The 24,001-nt window shown below is 37.0% G+C and carries 18 protein-coding genes and 3 pseudogenes; 14 read left to right on the top strand and 7 right to left on the bottom strand.

What is annotated here, in order from left to right; all coding sequences use genetic code 11:
- Positions 1-145: 145 nt before the first annotated feature.
- The 5 genes and pseudogenes from H3Z85_03295 to H3Z85_03275 all read left to right on the top strand — a co-directional run bounded on the left by H3Z85_03295 (position 146) and on the right by H3Z85_03275 (position 8,680).
- Positions 146-2,530 (top strand): annotated as a pseudogene (locus H3Z85_03295) (TonB-dependent receptor).
- A 51-nt stretch (positions 2,531-2,581) separates the two neighbouring features.
- Positions 2,582-3,154, top strand: coding sequence for a hypothetical protein (locus H3Z85_03290; GenBank protein QPQ52514.1), 573 nt, complete (start codon positions 2,582-2,584; stop codon positions 3,152-3,154).
- Between the two features lie 344 nt (positions 3,155-3,498).
- Positions 3,499-4,833 (top strand): trigger factor, encoded by a 1,335-nt coding sequence (locus tag H3Z85_03285; GenBank protein QPQ52513.1) that lies wholly within the window; start codon positions 3,499-3,501, stop codon positions 4,831-4,833.
- 168 nt (positions 4,834-5,001) lie between these two features.
- The gene (locus H3Z85_03280) at positions 5,002-5,688 is read left to right on the top strand and encodes a hypothetical protein (GenBank protein QPQ52512.1); all 687 of its coding nucleotides are present in this window, start codon (positions 5,002-5,004) and stop codon (positions 5,686-5,688) included.
- 133 nt (positions 5,689-5,821) lie between these two features.
- Positions 5,822-8,680: pseudogene (locus H3Z85_03275) on the top strand (insulinase family protein).
- Positions 8,681-8,740: 60 nt separating this feature from the next.
- On the opposite strand, the gene H3Z85_03270 reads toward H3Z85_03275, so the two are convergent.
- Together H3Z85_03270 and H3Z85_03265 are read right to left on the bottom strand one after the other, a co-directional pair.
- Positions 8,741-9,340, bottom strand: a complete 600-nt coding sequence (locus tag H3Z85_03270; protein QPQ52511.1) for a DUF3109 family protein — start codon at positions 9,338-9,340, stop codon at positions 8,741-8,743.
- A 6-nt stretch (positions 9,341-9,346) separates the two neighbouring features.
- Complete coding sequence (locus H3Z85_03265; GenBank protein ID QPQ52510.1) at positions 9,347-10,252, bottom strand: hypothetical protein; 906 nt, start codon at positions 10,250-10,252, stop codon at positions 9,347-9,349.
- Between the two features lie 42 nt (positions 10,253-10,294).
- Here H3Z85_03265 and H3Z85_03260 point away from each other — a divergent pair, with 42 nt between their 5' ends.
- Positions 10,295-10,528 (top strand): hypothetical protein, encoded by a 234-nt coding sequence (locus tag H3Z85_03260; GenBank protein ID QPQ52509.1) that lies wholly within the window; start codon positions 10,295-10,297, stop codon positions 10,526-10,528.
- A gap of 82 nt (positions 10,529-10,610) precedes the next feature.
- Here H3Z85_03260 and H3Z85_03255 read toward each other — a convergent pair whose 3' ends face one another.
- From H3Z85_03255 to H3Z85_03235, 5 genes are all read right to left on the bottom strand, one after another.
- On the bottom strand, positions 10,611-11,048 hold the full coding sequence (locus tag H3Z85_03255; GenBank protein ID QPQ52508.1) for a universal stress protein: 438 nt from the start codon (positions 11,046-11,048) through the stop codon (positions 10,611-10,613).
- A gap of 51 nt (positions 11,049-11,099) precedes the next feature.
- Positions 11,100-11,714, bottom strand: a complete 615-nt coding sequence (locus H3Z85_03250) for a fumarylacetoacetate hydrolase family protein (protein ID QPQ52507.1) — start codon at positions 11,712-11,714, stop codon at positions 11,100-11,102.
- An 81-nt stretch (positions 11,715-11,795) separates the two neighbouring features.
- The gene (locus H3Z85_03245) at positions 11,796-12,197 is read right to left on the bottom strand and encodes a DUF2007 domain-containing protein (GenBank protein QPQ52506.1); all 402 of its coding nucleotides are present in this window, start codon (positions 12,195-12,197) and stop codon (positions 11,796-11,798) included.
- A 3-nt stretch (positions 12,198-12,200) separates the two neighbouring features.
- Entirely contained in the window at positions 12,201-12,965 is a 765-nt protein-coding gene (locus tag H3Z85_03240; protein ID QPQ52505.1) for a 3'-5' exonuclease, read from the bottom strand.
- 61 nt (positions 12,966-13,026) lie between these two features.
- Complete coding sequence (locus H3Z85_03235) at positions 13,027-13,740, bottom strand: CDP-alcohol phosphatidyltransferase family protein (protein QPQ52504.1); 714 nt, start codon at positions 13,738-13,740, stop codon at positions 13,027-13,029.
- Positions 13,741-13,829: 89 nt separating this feature from the next.
- Between H3Z85_03235 and H3Z85_03230 the strand changes: the two are divergent.
- The 8 genes and pseudogenes from H3Z85_03230 (at position 13,830) to H3Z85_03195 (ending at position 23,973) form a co-directional block, all read left to right on the top strand.
- Positions 13,830-15,756 (top strand): annotated as a pseudogene (locus H3Z85_03230) (LTA synthase family protein).
- A gap of 154 nt (positions 15,757-15,910) precedes the next feature.
- Positions 15,911-16,330 (top strand): DUF2147 domain-containing protein, encoded by a 420-nt coding sequence (locus tag H3Z85_03225; protein QPQ52503.1) that lies wholly within the window; start codon positions 15,911-15,913, stop codon positions 16,328-16,330.
- Between the two features lie 273 nt (positions 16,331-16,603).
- Positions 16,604-17,584 (top strand): pyruvate dehydrogenase complex E1 component subunit beta, encoded by a 981-nt coding sequence (locus tag H3Z85_03220; GenBank protein QPQ52502.1) that lies wholly within the window; start codon positions 16,604-16,606, stop codon positions 17,582-17,584.
- A 117-nt stretch (positions 17,585-17,701) separates the two neighbouring features.
- Complete coding sequence (locus H3Z85_03215) at positions 17,702-19,696, top strand: KUP/HAK/KT family potassium transporter (protein ID QPQ52501.1); 1,995 nt, start codon at positions 17,702-17,704, stop codon at positions 19,694-19,696.
- 67 nt (positions 19,697-19,763) lie between these two features.
- Positions 19,764-20,237 (top strand): transcriptional repressor, encoded by a 474-nt coding sequence (locus H3Z85_03210; protein QPQ52500.1) that lies wholly within the window; start codon positions 19,764-19,766, stop codon positions 20,235-20,237.
- Positions 20,238-20,240: 3 nt separating this feature from the next.
- Entirely contained in the window at positions 20,241-21,983 is a 1,743-nt protein-coding gene (locus H3Z85_03205; GenBank protein ID QPQ52499.1) for an organic solvent tolerance protein OstA, read from the top strand.
- Positions 21,984-22,222: 239 nt separating this feature from the next.
- Positions 22,223-23,398, top strand: coding sequence for an aspartate aminotransferase family protein (locus H3Z85_03200; protein QPQ53831.1), 1,176 nt, complete (start codon positions 22,223-22,225; stop codon positions 23,396-23,398).
- 188 nt (positions 23,399-23,586) lie between these two features.
- Positions 23,587-23,973, top strand: a complete 387-nt coding sequence (locus tag H3Z85_03195) for an SRPBCC domain-containing protein (protein QPQ52498.1) — start codon at positions 23,587-23,589, stop codon at positions 23,971-23,973.
- Positions 23,974-24,001: the final 28 nt, after the last annotated feature.

The raw sequence follows: 24,001 nt of genomic DNA, 5'->3' as shown, positions 1-24,001 counted from the left end.
CATGTAATGTTAAAATAACCAATCACTGATCTGGAATTTCCTGGCTTTAATTCTTGGTCTTAAAAATTCAGAACCTCTGTACCCATTCAATAAATTTTAACGAAAAATATACCCTGTTGAAGGGTATGCAATCAATCTATTTACAATGAAATTGATATATTGCCTGCTGCTGATCTTTTGCGGATCAGTATTTACAAGTGCACAAAAACGTATACCGTACAGGGAACCGTTCATGATTTTCATGATAAAACCATGCTGGAAAATGCGGTTGTGAAAATCGGAAACTTTACAGCAAAAACAGATAAAAAAGGAAAGTTTTCCTTTGATAAAATTCCTGCAGGGAAGTATACACTCATTGCCCAACATCCTGATTGCAATGATTATACTGAAAATATAGGAGTTGATCAGGATGTTCATCTGGCAATTACCCTTGAACATCACAGCAATGATATCGAAACCGTAACCATACACGGAAATCACAAAAACAACGGATCACTTGTGGTTAAAACACTCAGTAAATCTGACATAGAGAAAAACTCTACAGATAATCTGGGAAATTTCCTTTCTAAAATTTCGGGAGTGACAGCCCTGAAAACCGGAAATAATATTTCAAAACCGGTCATTCATGGCCTGTATGGTAGCCGTATCAGCATTTTGAACAATGGAGTACGTCTTGCAGAACAGGAATGGGGGGTAGAACATGCTCCGAATGTTGATATTAATAACTTTCAGCATATCGATGTTATCAAAGGGGCATCTGCTCTGAAATATGGTAGTGATGCCATTGGAGGAGTGATCGTTATGGAACCTGAAATCTTTCCTAAAAAGGATACCATCAAAGGTTCAGTAGGGCTTACGGGAATTTCCAACGGAAGAGGTCTCGGGCTCGATGTAGACGTTGCCAAAGTATGGAAAAACGGATGGGCCGTAAAGTCAGGAGGAAGCATTAAAAAGCTTGGTGATCAGAGCGCTCCCGACTACAACCTTAAAAAATACAGGAATGGATTTTTCTTCTTTCAATTTTACGGTACAGAATAATACCTACGAAAGAGGAATTTCCTTTGATTATTACCTGACTAATCAGACTATCGGGATTTTAAGAGACTCTCACGTTTCTACTTCCGAGGATTATGACCGGGCAATGAATGCCAATCCACCCATTTATTCAGGTAAATTCAGTTATGATATTGATAACCCGAGACAGGTTATTGAGCATCATATTGCCAAAATTTCCGCTTTCAAAAGGTTTGAAAATATCGGAAAACTGTCTGCTACCTACAGTTATCAGTACAACCACAGACAGGAATATGACATCCGAAGGGGAGATCTTAAGGATACTCCGTCTCTGGATCTGGAGCTGATGACGCACCAGTTTAATATTAATGATTTACTGGAAAGGGAAAAATGGTCTTTGGAAACCGGAATTGATGCAGTATTTCAAAACAACTATTCAGATCCGGCAACAAAGGCAAGACGCCTTATCCCGAATTATGATAAATATTCTGCGGGCGCTTATTCGGTTTTCAAATATAAAATTTCGCCGGAATTTAATTTTGAAGCTGGGGTAAGATATGATTTTACCCGGTACGATGTGACCAAATGGTATGACAAGAGCGACTGGGTGAAACTGTATGCAGATCAGTATCCACAGTTTTATGTGAAAACAGATCAGAACAGAGTGCTGACACGGCCACAGCTTAATTATAACAATGTTTCTTTCAATGCAGGTTTGGAATACCGTCCAAATGCCAATTTTGATCTGAAATTTAATTATGCTAAAGTAGGAAGATCTCCTAATGTAGCGGAATTATTTTCAGACGGGCTTCATCATTCGGCCGGAATTATCGAAACCGGATACATGGGATTGAAAAACGAACAGGGACATCAGTTTAATCTGAATATAGATTCAAAATTCAATGTGCTTAAAGGGTTAAATATTTCTGTAAACCCATACTTCTTTATCACCAAAAATTTCATTAATGAAATTCCGGTTGGTATCAAGGGGACTATCAGGGGAGTATTCCCGGAATGGGTATACCAACAGATTGATGCCAAAATGTATGGGGTAGATCTGGATGTCAGCTGGAGGCTTACAGATAACCTTACATATGTAGGAAAAGGAAGCTATGTGTATGGGCAGGACGACACGCACCATGAACCGTTGATTTTAATGATGCCGCCTAATTTTTCCAATGCTCTCCAATTCAAAAAGCAGGAATGGAGTAACTTCTATTTCACCGTGGAAAATCAGACGTTTGTAAAGCAAACCCGATTCCCGGTCAGAAATGCACCCTTGGAACTTTACGTCAACGGTGAATTGGTGGATAAAGAAATCGATTTCAGTACTCCGCCCGGCGGCTATTCATTATGGAATATCCAAACCGGAATCAACATCAGCAAAAACCTTTCTGCAGGTCTTATTGTGAACAATCTCTTCAATACTTCTTACAGGGAGTATCTGAACCGTCTGAGATTCTTTGCAGATGAGCCCGGAAGAAATTTTATTTTAAACTTTAGATACAAATTCTAAAGATTCAAAACCAACAAGTTAAAAAATTACAATTTTTAAAATTCATTAACAATGAACAAACTATTCAATACTAAAAATATCTTCAGATTATTAGCAGCTTTATTAATTACGGTTACCGTGGTTACCTCTTGTCAGAGAAACGGTTCTGCAGAAGAAGATGATCTTCCGCAGGAAGAGCTTACCAATATTGTTCTTCTGGTAACAGAAGACGGAACTACAAATACAATTTCGTATGATTACAGTATAGGAGCAGGAGGAACGCCAACTATCCCTCTTAAAGACGGGAAATCCTACACTGTTCAGGCCAAATTCAGAAACGGAAATGAAGATGCTACCCAGGAGATCATTGATGCTAAAAATGAGCACTTTTTGATTTTTGATTTTCCAAAATCTAATATTACTGTAGAAAGAACAGATGGAGGTGACTTAAGAAATGACGGGAAAAGAGTAGGGCTAAGAACGAAGTGGACAGTGGTAAAAGCGGTTGACGGAACAGCGCCATTCTTAAAATTAACCCTTATCCATTCTCCGCAAAGTGTAAATGATGCCAAATCAGGAACAGCATGGGGAAGCGTAGTAGGCGGAGAAACAGACGCTGAAGCAAAATACAACCTAAGTAATTAATTAGGATCATTAATCTTGTTTGTGCCACCGGAAAACTCCGGTGGCTTTTTTATGGCTGGGTATAAAAAAATATAGAAACTCAAAAGAGGTTTTACAGGAATAATGTGGATGTTTTGGAATACGCTTAGTGATATTTAAATATTTGGTTTTCAGTAATATAATTTATTTATGATGAGAAGAGTCAGACATTTTGAACCCTCTTTGTTTACATATCTTTCCCGCTATAGAGATGGTTGAAAATTACATAATCTCTCTTTTAACAATATTTGACGTTATAAGTTGACTTTAGATGAGTGATTTTCATAAAAAATTCATATTTTTGCAACCTAAAATTTTAATCAATAATGAAGGTTACCGCACAAAACCATGATGATGTAAGTGCATTACTTACTGTAACATTGGAGAAATCTGACTACAAAGAAAAAGTAGAAAAGCAATTGATTAATTATGCTAAAAATGCGCAAGTTCCTGGGTTCAGAAAAGGGAAAGTGCCTTTGAGTATGGTTAAAAAACAATATGAAGCAGGTATTGCATTTGAAGAAATCAACAGACAGGTTTCTGATGCTTTGAACAACTATGTTAATGAAAACAAATTAAGATTAGTTGGTCAGCCAATTCCTCAGCCAGTAAACGAATTAGATTACAACGCTGATCAGTTGGAAGTTGCTTTCGAAGTAGGATATGAGCCTGAATTCACGATAGATTTAGCTAAATATGAAGCTCCTCACTATAAAGTAGAAGCTTCTGAAAAAGAAATCAGCAAGAGCATTGAAAACATGCAAAAGCGTTTCGCTGAGCAGGTTCCTCAAGATAAAATCACCAAAGATTCTTATATCGCTTTAGAAGTTTCTCAGGTTGTAGAAGAAGATGCTGAAGGAGAGCACCACCACCACCCAAAAAATGTTACTATAACAGCTGAAAACAAAGAAGCTTTCAAATTAGTAAAAGGGTTAAAAATGGATGGATCTGTAAAAGTGACGAAAGAAACTCTTGGAGGTGACGAAGAACTGGCTAAAGAATTAGGATTCAGCAAAGAAGAAGTTGAGCACCTACACCACAACGAAGTAGAAGTAAAAGTAAAAGACTTCTATTCATTAGATTTGGCTGAACTTAACCAGGATCTTTTCGACAAAGTATACGGAGAAGGAAACATCAAGTCTGAAGACGAGTTGAAAGACAAAGTAAAGACTGAATTGGATGAATATTTCCAGCAAAATGCTGATGTTCACTTTGTGAATAAAGTATTAGAGCAAGTAACAGAGAAGGAAGAAGTAAAACTTCCGGAAACTTTCCTTGTAAAGTGGTTACTATTCTCTAACCAGAATGTTCAGTCTGAAGATCAGGCTAAAGAAATTCTTGAAGCAGAGAAAAGCCAGCTAAGATACCAGATCATTGAAGGTAAATTGATGACTGATAACGAAATCAACCTTGACTACGCTGATGTATTGGCACAAGCTGAGCAATTAGTGAAAAACCAATTGGCTATCTACGGAATCCACCACTTAGGTGATGAGGAAATCCAGAAATATGCTGTTGAAATGCTGAAAGATCAGGAGCAGGTAAGACAAATCTCTTCTGAAGTTGCTATGGCAAAATTAAAAGATGTAATTCTTGAAAAAGCTAGCAAAAAAGAAACTAAAATTTCTCACGACGAATTTTTAGAAGAACTTAAAAAATAATTATACACCGATATAAATATTTGAAACCGTCAGTTTGCTGGCGGTTTTTTTATTTTCATTTTTCTGAAACTAACTGATCTTAAAGACCCGTTTGTCAATTATTAATGACCGGTTATTTACATGTCCGTCAATATTCATATATTTACCCTTTAAACTTATTAATATAATATGAAAAAGATCATCATTCCATTTTTCTGTGCCGTACTATTTTCTGTTCCGGCTGTAGCTCAGAAGAAAGATGCCGCTTCTGTGAAAACGGAGGCCGCAAAATCAAACTTGACACCTAAACAGGTAATTGATAATTATTTTAAAGTTTTAGGAGGAAAAGATAAATTAGATGCTGTAAAATCTGTTATTACAGACAACGTTATCAGCGCTCAGGGGATGGAAATTACCATGACAACAAAAAAGTTAGGTAATAAATTCAAATCCGTACAATCATTGATGGGACAACAGATGGTTCAGTTATTTGACGGTGAAAAAGGATATTTTGATCAGATGGGAACAAAGACTGATATTCCTGCTGATAAAATTGCTGAATTTAAAAAAGGAAGACCTGTAGATGCATTGGCTTTTGAGGCGGCCACTTTTCAGAATGTGACTGTAGAAAAACTGGATGGGAAAGATTATAATGTGCTTACTTCAGATAAAGGAAAATTCTACTTTGACGCTTCAACGGGGCTTTTATACAAATCTATTGCAGGGGAAGGAAATGTAACGATGAAAAGCTATATGACTGTAGACGGATTGCAGTTCCCTGCTGAAATAGAGGCTGAAGGTGCAGGACAGAAAGTGAATATTAAAACTACTAAAATTGTAATCAATTCAGGAGTTACGGATGCTGATTTCAAATAAGCAGTCATATAACTCTAATAAAATGAAAACCGGATGATTTCCGGTTTTTTTATGACCTTTTATCAAGGTTTAACTATAGTTTAAGGACATAGTCTACAAATAATGTATACTTTTGTAGTGAAAAAGAAAGCATATGAAGAAAAGATTAGTTTCATTGATGTTTGTCAGCTTGATTTCCACAAGTTTTTTTCGGACAAAATATCCCGGTAGACCCTTCTGTAAAAATCGGTACCCTTCCCAACGGGATGAAGTATTATATTAAGAAAAATGCGCTTCCTGAAAAGAAGGTCGATTTCCGCCTGGCAATCAATGCCGGTTCCATTCTTGAAGATGAAAATCAAAGAGGGCTTGCCCATTTTATGGAACATATGAACTTTAACGGGACCAAAAACTTTCCGGATAATAAATTAGTAGATTTCCTGCAGTCGATTGGAGTAAAGTTCGGGCAGCATCTTAATGCATACACAGGTTTTGATGAAACGGTTTACATGCTCCCGGTTCCGCTGGACAAACCCGGGAATCTGGATACAGGATTGAAGGTAATGGAAGACTGGGCATTTAATGCTACCCTTTCTGACGAACAGATCAATAAAGAAAGAGGAGTCGTACTGGAAGAGCTGAGATTGGGGCTTGGTCCTGATAAAAGAATGCAGGATAAATATCTTCCCAAACAGCTGTATAAATCTCTGTATGCAGAGAGACTTCCCATTGGTGATAAAAAAGTGCTGGAAAGCTTTACCCCTGATCTGATCAGAAAATTTCATCAGGATTGGTACAGGCCTGACCTGATGGCCATTATCGTTGTAGGAGATATCAATGTAGAAGAGGTTGAAAAGAAAATCAGGGATAATTTCGGGAAGTATAAAAAAGCGGTAAATCCCAAAGAAAGAAAAAGTTTTGATCTTCCCAACCACAAACAAACACTTGTAGCCATAGAAACAGATCCTGATGCCACAAGCTCCGGGGTACAGTTTATGATCAAAGACGAGGAAGCCTACAAACCGGATAGTACTGTTGAGCAATATCAGCAAAGAGTTGTAGAAGGACTTGTGAATATCATGCTGAACAGCAGGTTAGGAGAACTGATCAATTCAACGAATCCACCTTTTACCTATGGCGCTGTATATCACGGTGGAACCTATGCAAGAACAAAGGAAGCATTTCAGGGATCGGCCGTAACCAAAGATGGTGATCAGCTTAATGCACTGAAGATCCTTTTGGAAGAGGTTGAAAGAGCAAAAGATTCGGATTTACCCCTTCTGAGTTGGATCGGGCGAAATCTCAGGTTCTTTCCTCTTATGAATGGGCCTATAATAACAGAGATAAAAATGAAAGTGGTGCCCTGATCGGTGGGTATGTCGACAACTTTTTGAGACAGGAACCCATTCCCGGAATCAGCTGGGAATATGACCAGATTAAAAAATTTTTACCCACGATAACACTGACGCAAACGAACGCAATTATTGGCAAGCTTGTGAAAGACGACAGCAGAGTAGTAGTCATTACCGGCCCTGCAAAAGATGATATAAAAATGCCGACAGAATCTATGGTTCTGAATACTTTTGAAAATCTGAAAGTGGCAGATCTCAAACCATACGTAGAAAAGGTAAAAGCTGAAACCTTAATAAAACCCTTTGAATCTAAAGGAAAAATCACAAAGACAGAAACAGATGCTAAACTGGGAACAACAACCTGGACGTTAAACAACGGCATAAAAGTTACTTTCAAAAAAACAGACTTTAAAGACGATGAGATTCTATTTGCAGCAGTAAGCTTAGGTGGAAGCTCCATTATTCCGGATGCGGATTACAATAAAACACAGTTTGCCTTTGATGCTTTATTAGAAGCAGGAATTGGTGGCCTTTCAAAAACGGATCTCACTCATTATCTTGCAGGTAAGCAGGTGAGCGCGAGTTCCTACATTAGCGGATTGACAGAAGGGGTGTCGGGAACAAGTTCCAAGAAAGACTTAAAAACAGCTATGGAGCTTATCTATGCTTGTTTTACGGAATTAAATTATAATCCGGAATCATTCAATGCATATAAGACAAAGAAATCTGCGATGCTGACTCATCTGGCTGCTGATCCTGAATATTATTTTTCCAGTGAATATGCAAAGTTTGTCAATCAAAAGAACCCCCGATTTATAGGTCTTGAACCTACTGAAAAAGACTGGAAGAACACAGACTATAAAAAAGCCTATGAGATCTACAGACAGAAATTTGCCAATGCAGCGAACTTCCATTTTTATTTTGTTGGAAATATAGACGAAGGGCAGCTTGAAAATGAAGCCCTTCATTATCTTGCTAATCTTCCTGTTTCAGGACAGCCTTCTACTTTTAGAGATACAGGGTACAGACCGGTAGAAGGAAATTATACAAAGGTTTACAAAAAAGGCAAAGAACCTAAAAGCCTGGTAAACATCTCTTACAGCGGAGAAACACCATATAACGAAAAAGAAGCATTGGCCCTTTCGGCACTGGGAGAAGTGGCTACCATTAAAATTCTCGAAAAATTGAGAGAAGATGAAAGTAGCATTTATGGCGGCGGAGCAAGTGGCGGCTTGAGCAAAGTTCCGTATGGTACCTATAGTTTTAGTATTAATTTCCCTTGTGGGCCCGAAAATGTTGAAAAATTAATCAAAAGTGCAACGGCCGAACTTCAAAAGCTTATTGATAAAGGTCCTGAGCAAAAAGACCTCGACAAATATAAAGAAGGTGAATACAACGAATACAAAACAAGCCTAAAAGACAACGGATTCTGGTTGCAGGGTATTGCTCAGAGTCAGGTAGACGGAAGCGATCCATATGATATTCTGAACCACCAGGAAAAAGTAAAGGCACTTACCGTAAAAGACCTGCAGGAAGTGGCTAAAAAATATCTTTCTAAAGGTCGTAATGTCGCCGTATTAATGCCGGAAGATGGCTGGGAAAAGACGGATAAAACTGAAGTATTGACAGACAGTAAAGAGCATAAAGGAGCAAAACAATAAAATTGCTGCTCTTTCAAATAAAAACCGCAGAAAACTAATTTTCTGCGGTTTTTATTTGAATCAAATCCTGATAAGATTATGAGCCGTATTCTTTTTCCATTCCTCGGCTGCTTCGCTGAGTACGTTATAAAAATCTTCTCCGTATTTTCTTGTCAATGGAGTTTTTAAGAATTTATAGACAGGAACCTGAAGCTCTTTTCCCAGAGTACAGGCGTCGCTGCACACATTCCATTCATGATAATTCAAAGCAGTGAATGAAGAATATTCTGTAATACGAATCGGGTAAAGATGGCAGGAAATAGGTTTCTGCCAGTCTACAGCACCGTCTTCGTAGGCTTTTTCAATACCGCATTTCGTAATGCCTTTTTCATCAAAAGTTACATAGGCACATTCGCGATCCTCCACCATAGGAGTAACATACATTCCGTCGTGCGGATCAGTAGTCCATGTTCCCTGTTCTTCAAGGGCTTTGATGCCTTCCTGAGTGAGATAAGGTTTTATTTTGTCAAAAATACTGTCCAATATTTCAAGCTCGTCTTTATCCAACGGAGCTCCCACATCTCCTTCCACACAACATGCACCCTTACACTTGGTAAGGTTGCAAACAAATTCTTCGGAAAAAATTTCCTCAGAAATCAATTTATCGTCTATCTGAATCATAATTTTTTAAAATAAGTCAAAAACTGTACCTGCCTTAAAGGTAAGCAGGCTGATAATAATAAGCCATAAGCTGGCCTCCTGCATCCAATATTTTGGTAAAAATCTCATCATCCTGCTCAGAATAATACTTGAAGGAAATGCTAACAGGAGCAGATACTCATAGTTGGTATTCATATACATGATAATGGTAACAAGCTGTGCCAGAGAAAAGACCAGCAGGAAAGTGTATTTATACCTGCTTATGGGGCTTTTCTTATTATAGTTTTGAAAATGGTCATATACTGCATAAATTAACATCATGACTACCGGAATCAAAGGAAGTAATTCCGTATAATCAGCCATAGGTCTCATCTTGCCAAAAGGAAAATAATCGATATTCCATGAAGTAAAATGTACGAAATACATGACAGAAAAATAACTGAATGCAATCAGCACGATCCCCAGTAAAAACCTGAAAAGGTTTAATCCTATTTTCGCCGAGGTTGCAATAACATGGATGATAACAAATACAGCCATGGGCCAGGTGGTAGGAAGAAATATAAAATTTAATGCTACAATGGCTCCTACCAAAACATAAGATTTTTTTCTGATATCCTCATCCGCACTGGTCAGAAGAAGGATAAGAAACGAATTGGTAAGCAGAGAAACCGCAATTCCTATATCTAAATTTCCGGGATACAACCCGAAGGCAAAACAAGTATATAAAAATAGAGGAAGGTGAGTTTGATAATTAAGTGCAACACTGTGAAAACAAAAATATCCCAAAGCAATTCCCAGAAAAGTAATTCCGGCAATTATTGCTTCGTAAGTATTGAAATTCAGTATGTTAAATATTATTACTACTAAAAGAAGAAAACCAATATATACAGGAATTGAAAAAATATTGCTTTCTTTTGAAAGTAATTTAAACATTTTTTATAAATTTGTACAAAGTTAATTTAAAAAAGGAAAATAATGACGTCTTTCTTTCTATTCTTAAGCAAAGTTTTCAAATGGAGTTTCGGATTCTTTGATGCTTTTGGAAATGTTTTAAACTGGATTCTATTTATAGTTTGCTGTGTATTATTCACTTACTGGTGCTACGTATTGGTTGTAACATTAGGTGGTGATAAAGATAAAGACTATTATTCTCCAACGGAAGGTAAGCATCCTTACTACGATCCGAATATCTATAAAAAAGAAGGTTAATTAATTGGTTATATAGTAAAAAACCGATCAAATAATTTATTTGATCGGTTTTTTTATTACTAACGATTAAAATTTTCTTTTCTTAGTCGTGGATAGGAAGTACCAAAACCGGAACCGGGGAACTCTTGGTAAGCCCTTTGGTAAGGCTGCCCACAAATACATCATAGATTCCGCTTCTGCCATGAGAACCCATTACAATATAATCTGCATTTTTATCCCTGGCATGTTCCAGAATAATGTCTTTGGCAAGTCCCTGCTTTAACAGATGTTCACAATCGATATCATGAGCAATGATTCTTTGTTCAATTTTGTTGAGCTGAATCAGTTCCTCTCTGATTTCATTGGCTTCCACTTCCGGAAAATATTGAAATCCCATATCACCAATAGCAAATCCTATATCTGATGGTGCTACATGAATGAGGTAAATTCTGCCGTTAAGCTGTTTTGCAAATTTTATGGCACCTTCCACCAATTGGTCTGTCTTGTCCCCAAAATCTACGGGTAATACAATATTTATCATAACCTTTCATTTTGTTACCTAAAGATAGGAAAAATTTACCAGACTTTGGTGTTAAATACTTATAATATTCGGATGTCCAGGATTTTTTTCTCCTTCAAGGTCAGCTTCAAGAATATCATTCTCCTCAACTTTTCCAACTCCTTTTGGGGTTCCTGTGAAAATAAGATCACCTACCCTCAATGTAAAATACTGGGAAGCAAAAGCAATAATATCATCAATATTGAATATCATATCCTTTGTGTTTCCATCCTGTACTTTTTCCTTGTTCTTCAGCAGTGAGAAAGACAGATTTTCAAGATTATAATTTTCTTTTTTAAAGAAATTTCCCACTACAGCTGAGCCGTCGAAACCTTTGGCAAGTTCCCAGGGAAGCCCTTTTCCTTTTAGTTCAGACTGAAGATCCCTTGCTGTAAAATCAATTCCCAGGCTTATTTCCTCATAATGTTTGTGAGCAGATTCTTTCTGAATGTATTTCCCGCCTTTTGAAATTTTTACCACGACTTCCAGTTCATAATGGATGTCATTTGAGAATTCCGGGATATAAAAATCATTCCCTTTTAAAACAGCCGTATCGGGCTTCATAAAAATAACAGGATTTTCAGGAATTTCGTTTCCTAATTCTTTCGCGTGTTCGCTGTAGTTTCTTCCTATGCAGATTATTTTCATAGTTCGTTATTTATTTTTCAAACTGCATCATTGCCGGGAACGAAGCAATCTTTTTATTACTCTGAATATTTTATTTTCTATTTATTCGTGACTAAACTCATTTCCACAATAGTAGCATTTGAATGTATGGCTCGTCAAAAAAGATATACCAAAAAAGCTTGTTGCACTGTCATCTCTGTAGATATGGTTAGAGCCGCATTTCGGGCATACAAAATCAAATTCAGGATCTGAAATCGTATGTTCTACTTCAAGAGTGAATTTCTCATTATCATTATAGTCCTGAAGAACTTCTTTTGCCTTTTCCACATCATTCTCAAATACCTGCAGCTGAATGCCGCCTACAGCTTGCGATAGCAACCAATCAGATTGAATAAGCTGTTCATTTGCAATGAAGCTGTTGATGCCGTTTTCAGCCAATATCTGTTTGTCCCTGTTAGCTTCAAGGGCCGTTTCATAAAACTTAAAACGAATCAGGTCTGACATTTTTTAAAATTTACTTGATAATTGAATCTTTGTAAAAATCTTTTTGGTGTATAAAGGGAAATCAGCATTCTGAAGCCATCCGAAATACCCCAGATCTTTCTGAAATATTACTTTTACACACTGTCCTTTGTACTTTCCGAAGTTGAACACCTCTTCAAGTTTTTCGTTATATCCGATAAACCCGGCAAGATCAGCATGCTTATTATGAAAGGTAAATTCACTTAACGGTGCAATTTCATTCGGGATGTCATCATATTTACCCACCTGGGCATCCAGAACTTCAAAAGTAGCCATGACATCAGCTTCAGCCGAGTGTGCATTTTCCAATGTTTTTCCACAATAAAACTGATAAGCAGCTCCTAAGTTTCTGGGCTCTTTTTTATGAAAAATAGTTTGCGCATCCACCAATCTGAATTTACTCAGATCAAAATCCATACCTACCCTTAAAAGCTCTTCAGCCAAAAGGGGAACATCAAACCTGTTCGAATTGAATCCTCCCAGATCAGTGCCTGCAAGCATTTCCATAATTTTAGGAGCAATATCTCTGAAAGTTGGAGCATCTTTTACATCTTGATCATAGATTCCGTGGATGTCACTGCTTTCTTTCGGGATCGGCATTTCAGGATTTACACGCCATGTTTTGCTTTCTCTGGAAGCATCAGGATTTACTTTTAAAATGCAGATTTCAACGATTCTGTCTTTTCCAATATTGGTTCCTGTGGTTTCAAGGTCAAATACACAAAGAGGTTTATGGAGTTTTAAGTTCATTTTTATAGTAGTAATTTGAAAGTATTAATAATATTATAAAGGATAAACCTGGTTTTCTACTTTATTTTAATTGTTTCTGAAAAACAAGGGAAATCAGGATATAATAAATAACGAGCAAAGGAATCCCAACCAGTTTAAATATTGCCAGAATTGCAATACCACCCAGTAATAATGCTATTTTAGGGTAATTGTCTTTTAATGCTTTGGATTTAAACTTCATGGCAATCATTTTAACAGGACTGATCAGCATAAAGGAAGTAATAAGGGTAAGTAAAAGTAACAGGATTTCACTTTCAAAAAGGAAACTGAAACTTCCGGTTTCTTTAAAAGCATAATACAAACCAAACAGTAAAACCGTATTTGTTGGTGTATTTAAACCTTTGAAATAGTATCTCTGTTCTTCATCAAGATTAAAAATAGCAAGTCGCAAGCACGAGAAGCTGGTAGCAATTAAACCAAGGTATTTTACCTCAAATGGTAAATGAAGCCCCATCAGTTCTGCTCCAAACGGTTCAAGAGCTTTATACATCGTGAGTCCCGGGATCAGTCCGAAACTTACCATATCGGCAAGAGAATCAAGCTGAAGTCCCAGATTTGAATTTGATCGTAAAGCTCTGGCTACAAAACCGTCAAAAAAATCGAAAACGGCGGAGAGAATAAGGCAAATTGCCGTAGTCTGATAATCTCCGGAAATAAGATGTATTGCTCCTATACAACCTGCAAATAAATTAGCCAGGGTTAAGGCATTGGCCAGATTATTTTTTATAAAATTCATAAGCACAAAATTACAGTTTTTAAAAGTTCTGACTCAAAATAATATGAACTAAAAATGGCATGAAAGTGATTTTGATGTAAATTTGCCCCATGAAATTTTTAAAAGGATTGAGAAAACAGGAAATTCTGGCATTACTGTATAGAATTTTTTAGCATACTTTTTTTATCAGATCGCAAGACTTTTATTCTGGTACTTTAATAAAGATCTCATAAAAGTTGATTCGATATCAGAATATGTAAAGCTTGCCTATCATGGTATCGCTTTCGATACCACCGCAATTTTATATGTCAATTCCCTATTTATCCTGCTTAGTCTTTTACCTTTGATAATCAATACCAGGAAAGGCTTTCAAAAAGTTCTTTTCTGGACTTATTTTTTAACCAACGGGATTGCCTATGCTATGAATTTCGGAGATTTTATTTATTATAAATTCTCACAGTCAAGGCTTACTTCAGCAGTATTTCAGGTAGCAGAGCATGAATCCAATGTTTCTAAAACACTCTTCATTTCTATAGGGCAGCACCCATTTGTATTTATTGGGTATATTGTTTTAATGATTCTGTGGGTTTTTCTATATAAAAGAGTCAAAGTTCAGGAGAAAGAACCCGTAAAAATGGTTCATTATTTCCTTTCCTCCATACTTGTTCTATGCCTTGCCGTAGTTTTGGTGGTAGGCGGAATCAGAGGAGATTTCAAACATAGCACAAGGCCTATCAACATGGTGGATGCCACCCGTTTTGTAACGAATCCGCTTCAGGGAAATATTGTTCTCAACAGCACTTTTTCGTTTTTCAGAACCTTAAATACTAATAATTTTAAAGAGGTACATTTTGTAGACGAAAAATATATTGAAGATAATGTGCAGCCTTACAAACTGTATGAAAGAAAAGTAGAAAACCGTCCCAACATCGTTATTTTTATTGTAGAATCTTTCGGAAGAGAATATTCCGGAGCCTTTAATAAAGATAAAAATATCAAAGACTATGTTTCCTACACACCTTTTATGGACAGTCTGGCGGGGCAAAGCCTTATTTTTCCCAATGCATTTGCCAACGGGAGACAGTCTATTCACGGGATGAGCAGTGTACTGGCAGGAATTCCGAGCCTTACAGATGCTTTCACAGGTTCACCTTATTCTAATCAGAAAATACAATCTATCGTTTCAGTTTGTAACGACCTGGGCTATGATACATCTTTTTATCATGGGGCCCCAAATGGATCTATGGGATTTCTAGGATTTGGTAATATTCTAGGATTTAAACATTATTTCGGGAAGACAGAATACAATCATGATGAAGATTTTGACGGGATGTGGGCCATATGGGATGAGCCTTTCCTTCAGTATTTTGCCAGAAATGTAGGAAAGTCCCAGCCTTTTATGACCACAGTATTTACGGCTTCATCCCATCACCCTTTTAAAATTCCTGAAAAATATAACGGTAAATTTAAAAAGGAAAGATAGAAATGCATGAGCCGATACAGTATACCGATTATGCCATTAAAAAGTATTTTGAAACGGCTAAAAAACAGCCTTGGTTCCACAATACTATCTTTGTATTTACAGGAGACCACACCAATCAGATTTATTATTCTGAATATGAAAAGGCAATGAACAGGTTTGCCGTTCCGTTAATATTTTATTCCCCGAATCCTGAATATCAGCTTAAAGGAGTGAATGAGCAAACTGCACAGCAGACAGATATTTATCCTACCTTGGCAGACCTTATCGGATACAATAAACCTATAAGAAGCTGGGGGAAAAGCCTGGTAAGTGACAAAAACTACACTTCCATCGTGGTTAACTCCGACGGGAGTACCGAGCAATTTATCATCGGAAATTATATCTATCGTTTTGACGGAAAAGATATCATAGGAGTCTATGAAAAATCAGACCTCGGACTTGAAAAGAATCTGATCAGCCAACTTAAAACCCCTGAAGTGGAAAAAGGGAAGCAAACCGCAAAAGCCTGGTATCAGGATTATATGAGCAGGGTAATTAACAGAAAATTGAATTAAAAACTCTTTGATGTACCCAAAGCCGGCGATTATGTTTGTTATTTTCACCACTTTATGCTTCGTATAATAAAAGTTTTTGTTTGTTGAAAATTAATTTATATTTTTATCAATACGTAGATAAGAATATTGAATTAAAATTAAAACTATAAGAAATATGAAAAAAATGTTGTTAACATTCGCGCTTTCGATGTTTGGTGTGCTTACATTTGCACAGATAGAAGGTAAGTGGAAAACGATAGATGACGAAACAAAACAGGCTAAATCTATTGTAGAGATATTTAAAAAATCAGATGGAAAATATTACGGTAAAGTTTCCCAGTTATTGATAAAACCTGCCGATCCAAACTGTACAGCCTGTAAAGACGACAGAAAAGGAAAACCTATTCTGGGCCTGGAAATCATCAGAGGACTCAAAAAGGATGGTGATGAGTTTACAGGTGGAAGCATTACAGATCCTAAAACAGGGAAAACCTATAAATGTACCATTACAAAAAGCGGAGATAAGCTGAACGTAAGAGGTTACCTTGGATTATCTTTACTTGGAAGAACCCAGGTTTGGGAAAAAGCTAATTAATATAAGTTTAAATAGAATTTTAAGACAACATTTCAGAAATGAAATGTTGTTTTTTTTAATGCCTGTTATGAAAATTCAATCTCTTATGATTAGGAGGTAAGCGGTGAAATTTATTTTTAATAGGCCTCGTCCGTCGGTAACTTCCTTATTTTATAAAATATTCTTTCCTGAATTATTATGGTTATTGAAGCCCTTCATTCAAATGAGATGCCTTTTTTATGATGTGTATAATAAAAAAACACTATTTTTGTAGTCTAAATTTTTCAAGAAAATATGGCAGAATATACTTTTCGTGAGGTAATTGCACAGGCAATGAGCGAGGAAATGCGTAAAGACGAATCCATCTATCTGATGGGGGAGGAAGTTGCAGAATATAATGGTGCATATAAAGCTTCAAAAGGAATGCTGGATGAATTTGGTCCAAAAAGAGTGATCGATACACCGATTGCAGAACTTGGATTTACAGGAATCTCTGTAGGAGCTGCAATGAATGGGAACAGACCTATCGTAGAATTTATGACATTCAATTTCTCTTTGGTAGGAATTGATCAGATTATCAATAATGCGGCAAAGATCCGTCAGATGAGTGGTGGACAGTGGAACTGCCCGATCGTTTTCCGTGGGCCTACGGCTTCTGCAGGACAGTTGGGAGCTACCCACTCTCAGGCTTTTGAAGGTTGGTTTGCCAACTGCCCGGGACTTAAAGTGGTAGTGCCTTCTAACCCATATGATGCAAAAGGATTGCTGAAAACTGCAATTCAGGATAACGATCCTGTGATCTTTATGGAATCTGAGCAGATGTATGGAGATAAAATGGAAATTCCTGAGGAAGAATACTACCTACCAATAGGCAAAGCTGATATCAAGAGAGAAGGTAAAGATGTTACCCTGGTTTCTTTTGGTAAAATCATGAAATTGGCATTGCAAGCTGCCGAAGATATGGAAAAAGAAGGAATATCTGTGGAGGTAATTGACCTTAGAACAGCTCGTCCTTTAGATTTCGATACAATTTTAGCATCTGTAAAGAAAACAAATAGATTGGTTATTTTAGAAGAAGCATGGCCTTTTGGTTCAATATCTTCAGAAATTACGTATATGGTACAGCAAAAAGCATTCGATTATTTAGATGCTCCGATCAAGAGAATTACTACTCCTGATGCACCTGCTCCATATTCAGCTGCATTATTCGCAGAATGGTTCCCGAAGCTTGAAAAAGTAAAAGAGGAAATTAAAAAAGCAATGTACGTTAAGTAATCATCATAGAGAAAAACTTCCGAAAGGAAGTTTTTTCATTTATTATATTCATGAAGAAAAGTTCTTGACGTCATAAAATTAATATAAATTTGCGCCTTTAAAATAAATTAAGCTGATATGGCAGAAGTTACAGAAGATGGCTACCACTTCGACATCAAGAAACTTTCCTTTATTGGAGTTTTAGTGTCTCTAGGAATTGTTTTTGGAGATATTGGTACCTCTCCGCTTTACGTAATGAAAGCAATTGTGAATGCAAGATCCCAAGGGAGCAATATGCCATTCAACGAATACATTGAGGGAGCCCTTTCCTGTATTATTTGGACCCTTACCCTGCAGACTACAATCAAATATGTGATTATTGCTTTAAGAGCAGATAACAAAGGGGAAGGAGGTATTCTTGCCTTATTTTCTTTGGTAAGAAATCTTAAAAAAGGCTGGTTGTACCTTATAGCAATCATTGGTGCTGCAGCCCTTATTGCAGACGGCGTCATTACGCCATCGCTTACCGTTATGTCAGCTATTGAAGGTCTTGAAATTTATAATCCACATACTCCTGTTGTACCTATTACTATCGGGATCCTGATTGCCATTTTTGTGGTACAGCAATTCGGAACCAGCTTTATCGGGAAGTTTTTTGGTCCTGTAATGGTAGTTTGGTTTCTTGTATTAGGAGGTCTGGGAGTAATGCATTTAAGCGAAAATTTTGAGATTTTAAGATCTTTCAATCCTTATTACGCTTATAAACTCATTGTCAATTCTCCGAGTGCAATTGTAATCCTTGGAGCTGTTTTCCTTTGTACAACCGGAGCAGAAGCACTATATTCTGATCTGGGACACTGCGGAGCCAAAAATATCAGGGTAAGCTGGGCATTCGTTAAGATTATGCTTATTCTTAACTATCTTGGGCAGGGAGCATGGCTTCTGACCAATTATGACAAGCCTGGATTCTCTGTAGTAAACCCGTTCTTTGGAATCATGGAAGAATGGATGATCATCCCGGGAGTAATTTTGGCAACAGCTGCTGCAATTATTGCCAGCCAGGCATTGATTACAGGTTCATTCACCATATTCTCAGAAGCCATGTCTCTTAACCTTTGGCCAAATCAAAAAATTGATTACCCTTCGGGAGTAAAAGGGCAGATGTATATCCCAAGAATCAACTGGGGACTTCTTATCCTGTGTATCATTGTGGTTCTTCATTTCAGGGAATCAGGGAAAATGGAAGCTGCCTACGGACTTTCCATCACAGTAACAATGCTGATGACGACAGTCCTGTTGGTTTTCTGGCTACTGAAACACAGAGTAAGCAAAGTATTGATTCTGGTTTTTGCAATGGTTTATATGGCTATCGAATTAGGCTTCTTCAGTGCCAACATTATCAAATTCATGGAAGGTGGATGGATTACAGTTGTATTGGCCGGTTCTATCGGAGTTTCCATGTATGCATGGTACAACGGAAGACTGATCAAAACCAGATTTATCCAGTTTGTGAAAATAGAAAAATACGTATCTATTCTTAAAGATATGAAACTGGATGAGTCTATTCCAAAATATGCCACCAACTTAGCCTACCTAAGTCGTGCTAAAAGAAATGATGAAGTAGAATCAAAAATTATTTACTCTATCATCAAAAAGCAGCCAAAAAGAGCAGATCATTATTTCATCCTGAGCATAGTCAATCAGGAAGATCCCTATACTTTTAAATACACTGTGGATGAAATACTTCCCGGAACAGTATATAAAATTAACTTCCTATTAGGGTTCAAAGTAGACAGAAGAATCAACGATTATTTCAATATGGTTCTGAAGGATCTAATGGCAGACGAAACCATTCCTTCAAGAAGCAGTCACCCGTCTTTGAGAGCCCATAACATACCGCCGGATCTTAAATATGTGATCATAGATAACACCTATATCAACGATATACTTTTAACTGTTAAACAGAAGATTACCCTTAATATTTACAACTTTGTGAAGTATATCGGAAGTGACGACTTTAAGGCATGGGGAGTGTCTTCACACAACGTTGAGGTAGAATCTGCACCCATCACAGAATTGACGGTTTACGACAATAAGATTGAACAATCCGGATACTTCCGTCACAATTCTTAAGTCACAAGGCTTTAAACCATACTATCTATTTAAATAAAAATCGATAAATTTGTAGATAATTTTTTTAATGGATACAGTACAAAAAGAAAAAAATATAGCTTTGATCAAGGATGTTTTAAGGAACTACCTTTTAGAAAAAGGGTTCAGAAACACACCTGAGAGGTATACAATATTGGAAGAAATTTATAATATGGATCATCACTTTAATGTGGATGATCTGTATCTTCTGATGATGCAGAAAAAATATCACGTTTCCAAAGCTACGATTTATAACACTATTGAGATTTTCCTTGACGCAGGACTAATCCGTAAACATCAGTTCGGAGAAAAGACATTAACCTCTTCATCTTATGAGAAGTCTTATTTTGATAAACAGCATGACCATTTGGTGATCTACAAAAAAGATTCTGATAAAGAAATTGAAGAAATTATTGAATTCTGTGACCCAAGAATCCAAGGAATCAAAGAAGCCATCGAAGAAGCTTTTGGCGTAAAAATTGATTCTCATTCGCTATATTTCTATGGCACTAAGAATGACTAATTAATGAGAATAATCCTTTTTCTGTTTATCTTTATTTCTACGCTCAGTGTTGCGCAGGATAAAACTCCAGTGAAGAGAGATCCTTATTTGCAGGCTCCTTCTCCGGCAAAACCGCAACCGCAAAAACCTGAGGATAAAATAAAGATCATCCATGCGGATAAAATCATAAAAGACCCTGCAAAATATGAGGGTAATCAATACTTTACAGGAAATGTTCAGATAGAACATCAGGGATCTGTTCTTACAGCTGATGAGGTGGTCTTATACAACGAAGAGAACTTTGTAAAGGCCATGGGGAATACAAGGCTTCAGAACGCTGACGGCTCGGTAATTACCGCAGGAGAAATGGAATACGACGGAAACACCCAAAAAGGTGTAGCCCGGAAAAGCGTTGTCCTTACCGATCCCAAACAAACCATAAAAACAGATATTCTGTACTACGACAGGCTTGCCAATCAGGCCTACTTCAATACCGGCGGAACAATCTCTGACAGCCAGGGAAATGTGATGTATACAAAGTCTGCAACGTATTTTCTGGATACAAAGATGATCGACTTTGTAGGAAATGTAAAGATCGATAATGCTCAATACATTATTGAGGGCGTAAATATCAAACAGAACCAGAATACCAAAGTGGCTGAATTTTTCGGACCCACCACCATTACCAACAGAGCCAATCCCAAAAACAGGGTGTACACCGAAAGAGGTACTTATCGAATGGAAACGAAGGAAGCTTTCCTTAATAAGAATTCCAAGATCTTTTATAACGATAAGATCCTTACCGGTGATGATATGTATTTTAATCAGCTTACAGGATTCGGAAAAGCTACGGGTAATGTAACATTGGATGATCCTAAGGAAAGAAGATATATAAAAGGAGGATACGGTGAGATTTTTGAGAAGAAAGATTCTGCGATGATGACCAAAAATCCCTATGCGGTAAAAGCAATGGAGAAAGATTCCGTGTATTTTGCCGCAGAAAAAATAATCTCTTATCAAAAACCGGATTCACTTGACATTAAAATAAAGAAAAGCTTTTTACGGGCTTATAAAAAAGCCAGGGTCTACAAATCAAATGCCCAGGGTAGAGCAGATTCCATCACCTTTAACGAAACGGACGGTATTATGCATATGTATACAAAGCCGATTTTATGGAGTGGAGAGAAACAGGTGACCGGTGATAAAGTAGAAGCTTATTTTAATACTGAAAACGAAAATATAGACTCTCTGAGGGTAATTGGAAATGCCTTTGCCATCAGTAAAGTTGATTCTCTTAACCTGAAAGATGAATTCAATCAGGTGAAAGGAAAATTAATGACAGTCTACTATGAAAAGAATGACATTAAAGAAGCAAAAGTTATAGGCAATGCCCAATCTATCGTTTACGTAGATGATACGGATCAGGAGACTAAAAAACCGGAAAGAATTGGAATTACCTTGTCAACCTGCGGTATTATCGGAGCACTATTTGAAGAAAAAGCCTTACAGATTATCTCCTGTAGTATTGGTGCCAACTCAGATACCTATCCGATGAGTAAAATAGAACCATCAAAAAGAAAGTTTCCGGATTTTAACTGGAATACCAAAGATCGGATCAGGAAATGGCAGGATATTCTGGTTGACAGTCCCAACAATGAAGAAATACAGTATATCTCTGATAACGAATTATTCGATAAGGCGCAGAAAGCGATAGATGACGAAAAGGCTAAAGAGGAAGCCAAAAAACCAAAAAGAACCAGAAAATAATATAGATAAAAAACCGCCGGAAAGGCGGTTTTTTTATGCAGTTTCCGGAGTAAGTGAAACTATTGGTTATACGATTACCAATGATAATTATATGACTGTAGAAAAGGTGCTATAAAGTAAGTTTGTTATTAAACGAATCACTCTTATCCCTATGGTAAGAGTGATTTTTATTGTAACTAAAAATTTCGGAGTTTGATGAATCTTTTATAGCTTTGCTGAAATTTTTCGTGATCATGGAAATGCAAAAAGATTTTTTTATATATCAGGCACAAACAACAAAGTTTGCCGCCGGTTTTGAAGTTGAAAAAGCGGAAGGAAGTTATATCTACGGTACCGATGGTAGAAAATATCTGGATTTTGTAGCAGGTGTTTCTGCCAATACCTTAGGACATTCACATCCTAAAGTAGTCAATGCAATCAAAGAACAAGCCGATAAATACCTTCATGTAATGGTGTATGGTGAATATGCACAGGATAAACCCATCGCGTTATGTAAATTACTCGCAGAAGCCACTCCTGATCCTTTGGAAGTTACTTATCTGGTCAACAGCGGAGCTGAAGCAATTGATGGAAGCTTAAAACTGGCAAAACGATATACCGGAAGAGAAGAAATTGTCTCCTTTAAAGATTCTTACCATGGAAATACTCATGGGGCTTTAAGTGTTTCCGGAAACGAAATCCATAAAAGAGAATTTCGCCCGCTGCTGCCAATGGTATCTTTTATAGAGTTTAATAATGAAAATGATTTCGATAAAATCACCGAGAAAACAGCTTGTGTCATTTTGGAAACTATCCAAGGGGCAGCAGGTTTTTTAGTTCCCCATCATGATTACCTGATCAAACTGAAGAGAAGGTGTGAAGAAGTTGGGGCACTGTTGATCCTTGATGAAATTCAACCCGGATTCGGAAGAACCGGAAAGCTATTTTCTTTCGAACATTTCGGAATCGTTCCCGACATCCTTGTTATGGGAAAAGGAATGGGTGGAGGAGTTCCTGTAGGAGCCTTCATGAGTTCTAAAGCGATCATGGAAACATTATCCCATTCTCCCAAACTCGGACATATTACCACCTTTGGAGGAAACCCTCTGATTGCAGCAGCCAGTCATGCTACGTTAAAAGAAGTTTTAGAAAGTGGTCTGATGAAAGAAGTTTCAGAAAAAGAGAAATTATTCAGAGAACTGTTGGTGCATCCTAAAATTAAAAATATTAATGGCAAGGGACTCATGCTTGCTGTCAATCTGGGGACTCCGGAATATACATTGGATGTCGCCAAAAAATGTATGGAGAAAGGTCTTATTGTGTTCTGGCAGCTATACAGAAACGAATATCTGAGAATTTCCCCGCCACTGACAATCTCCACTCAAGAAATCAGGGAAGGTTGTCAGATTATACTAGACATTCTGAATGAAAATTAAATATCATGTCTCTCCAAAACGGAGAGATTTTTTTATGCTTTACATCATAGTTTAAATTGTTCTTATTTAACATAATACAGATTTAAAATCTCTGATAAATATCATGAAGATTCTTTAAAAAAGTAATTCCTTTTTTGTGTAATAAAAAAATTAATTTATATATTGCGGGACGATAAAACAAAGATTATATGGCGAAACATAAAGTCCATTACGAATTTCCAATGCACTGTTTATCAGAGATTTTATACGAATATCTGGCAACTGCAGAGGGATTGTCTGAATGGTTTGCGGATGAGGTAACAGAGAAAGGCGATGACTTCTTTTTTAGCTGGGGCGGAGGACCCGCAGAAAAGGCCACTTTGATCAGATATAAGCCTGAAGGTTTCGTGCGTTTCAGATGGGAAGAAGACGAAGGAACTAAGAATTTCTTTGAAATGACTATCGTAATAGATGATATTACAGAAGATTTAGCACTGAATATTACAGATTTCTGTGAAGAAGGTGATGAAGAGGAAAACGCAATGTATTGGGAAAATCTTATTGAAAACCTTAGAATAAAATTAGGTGCAGCATAATGTCGGGCTGTATTAAAATGATAAAACT

Origin of the sequence: Chryseobacterium indologenes (assembly GCA_016025055.1) — a bacterium.
GTDB lineage: Bacteria > Bacteroidota > Bacteroidia > Flavobacteriales > Weeksellaceae > Chryseobacterium > Chryseobacterium indologenes.
The sequence above is the reverse complement of the archived record's forward strand: the minus strand, read 5'-3'. Positions and strand labels throughout refer to the sequence as shown.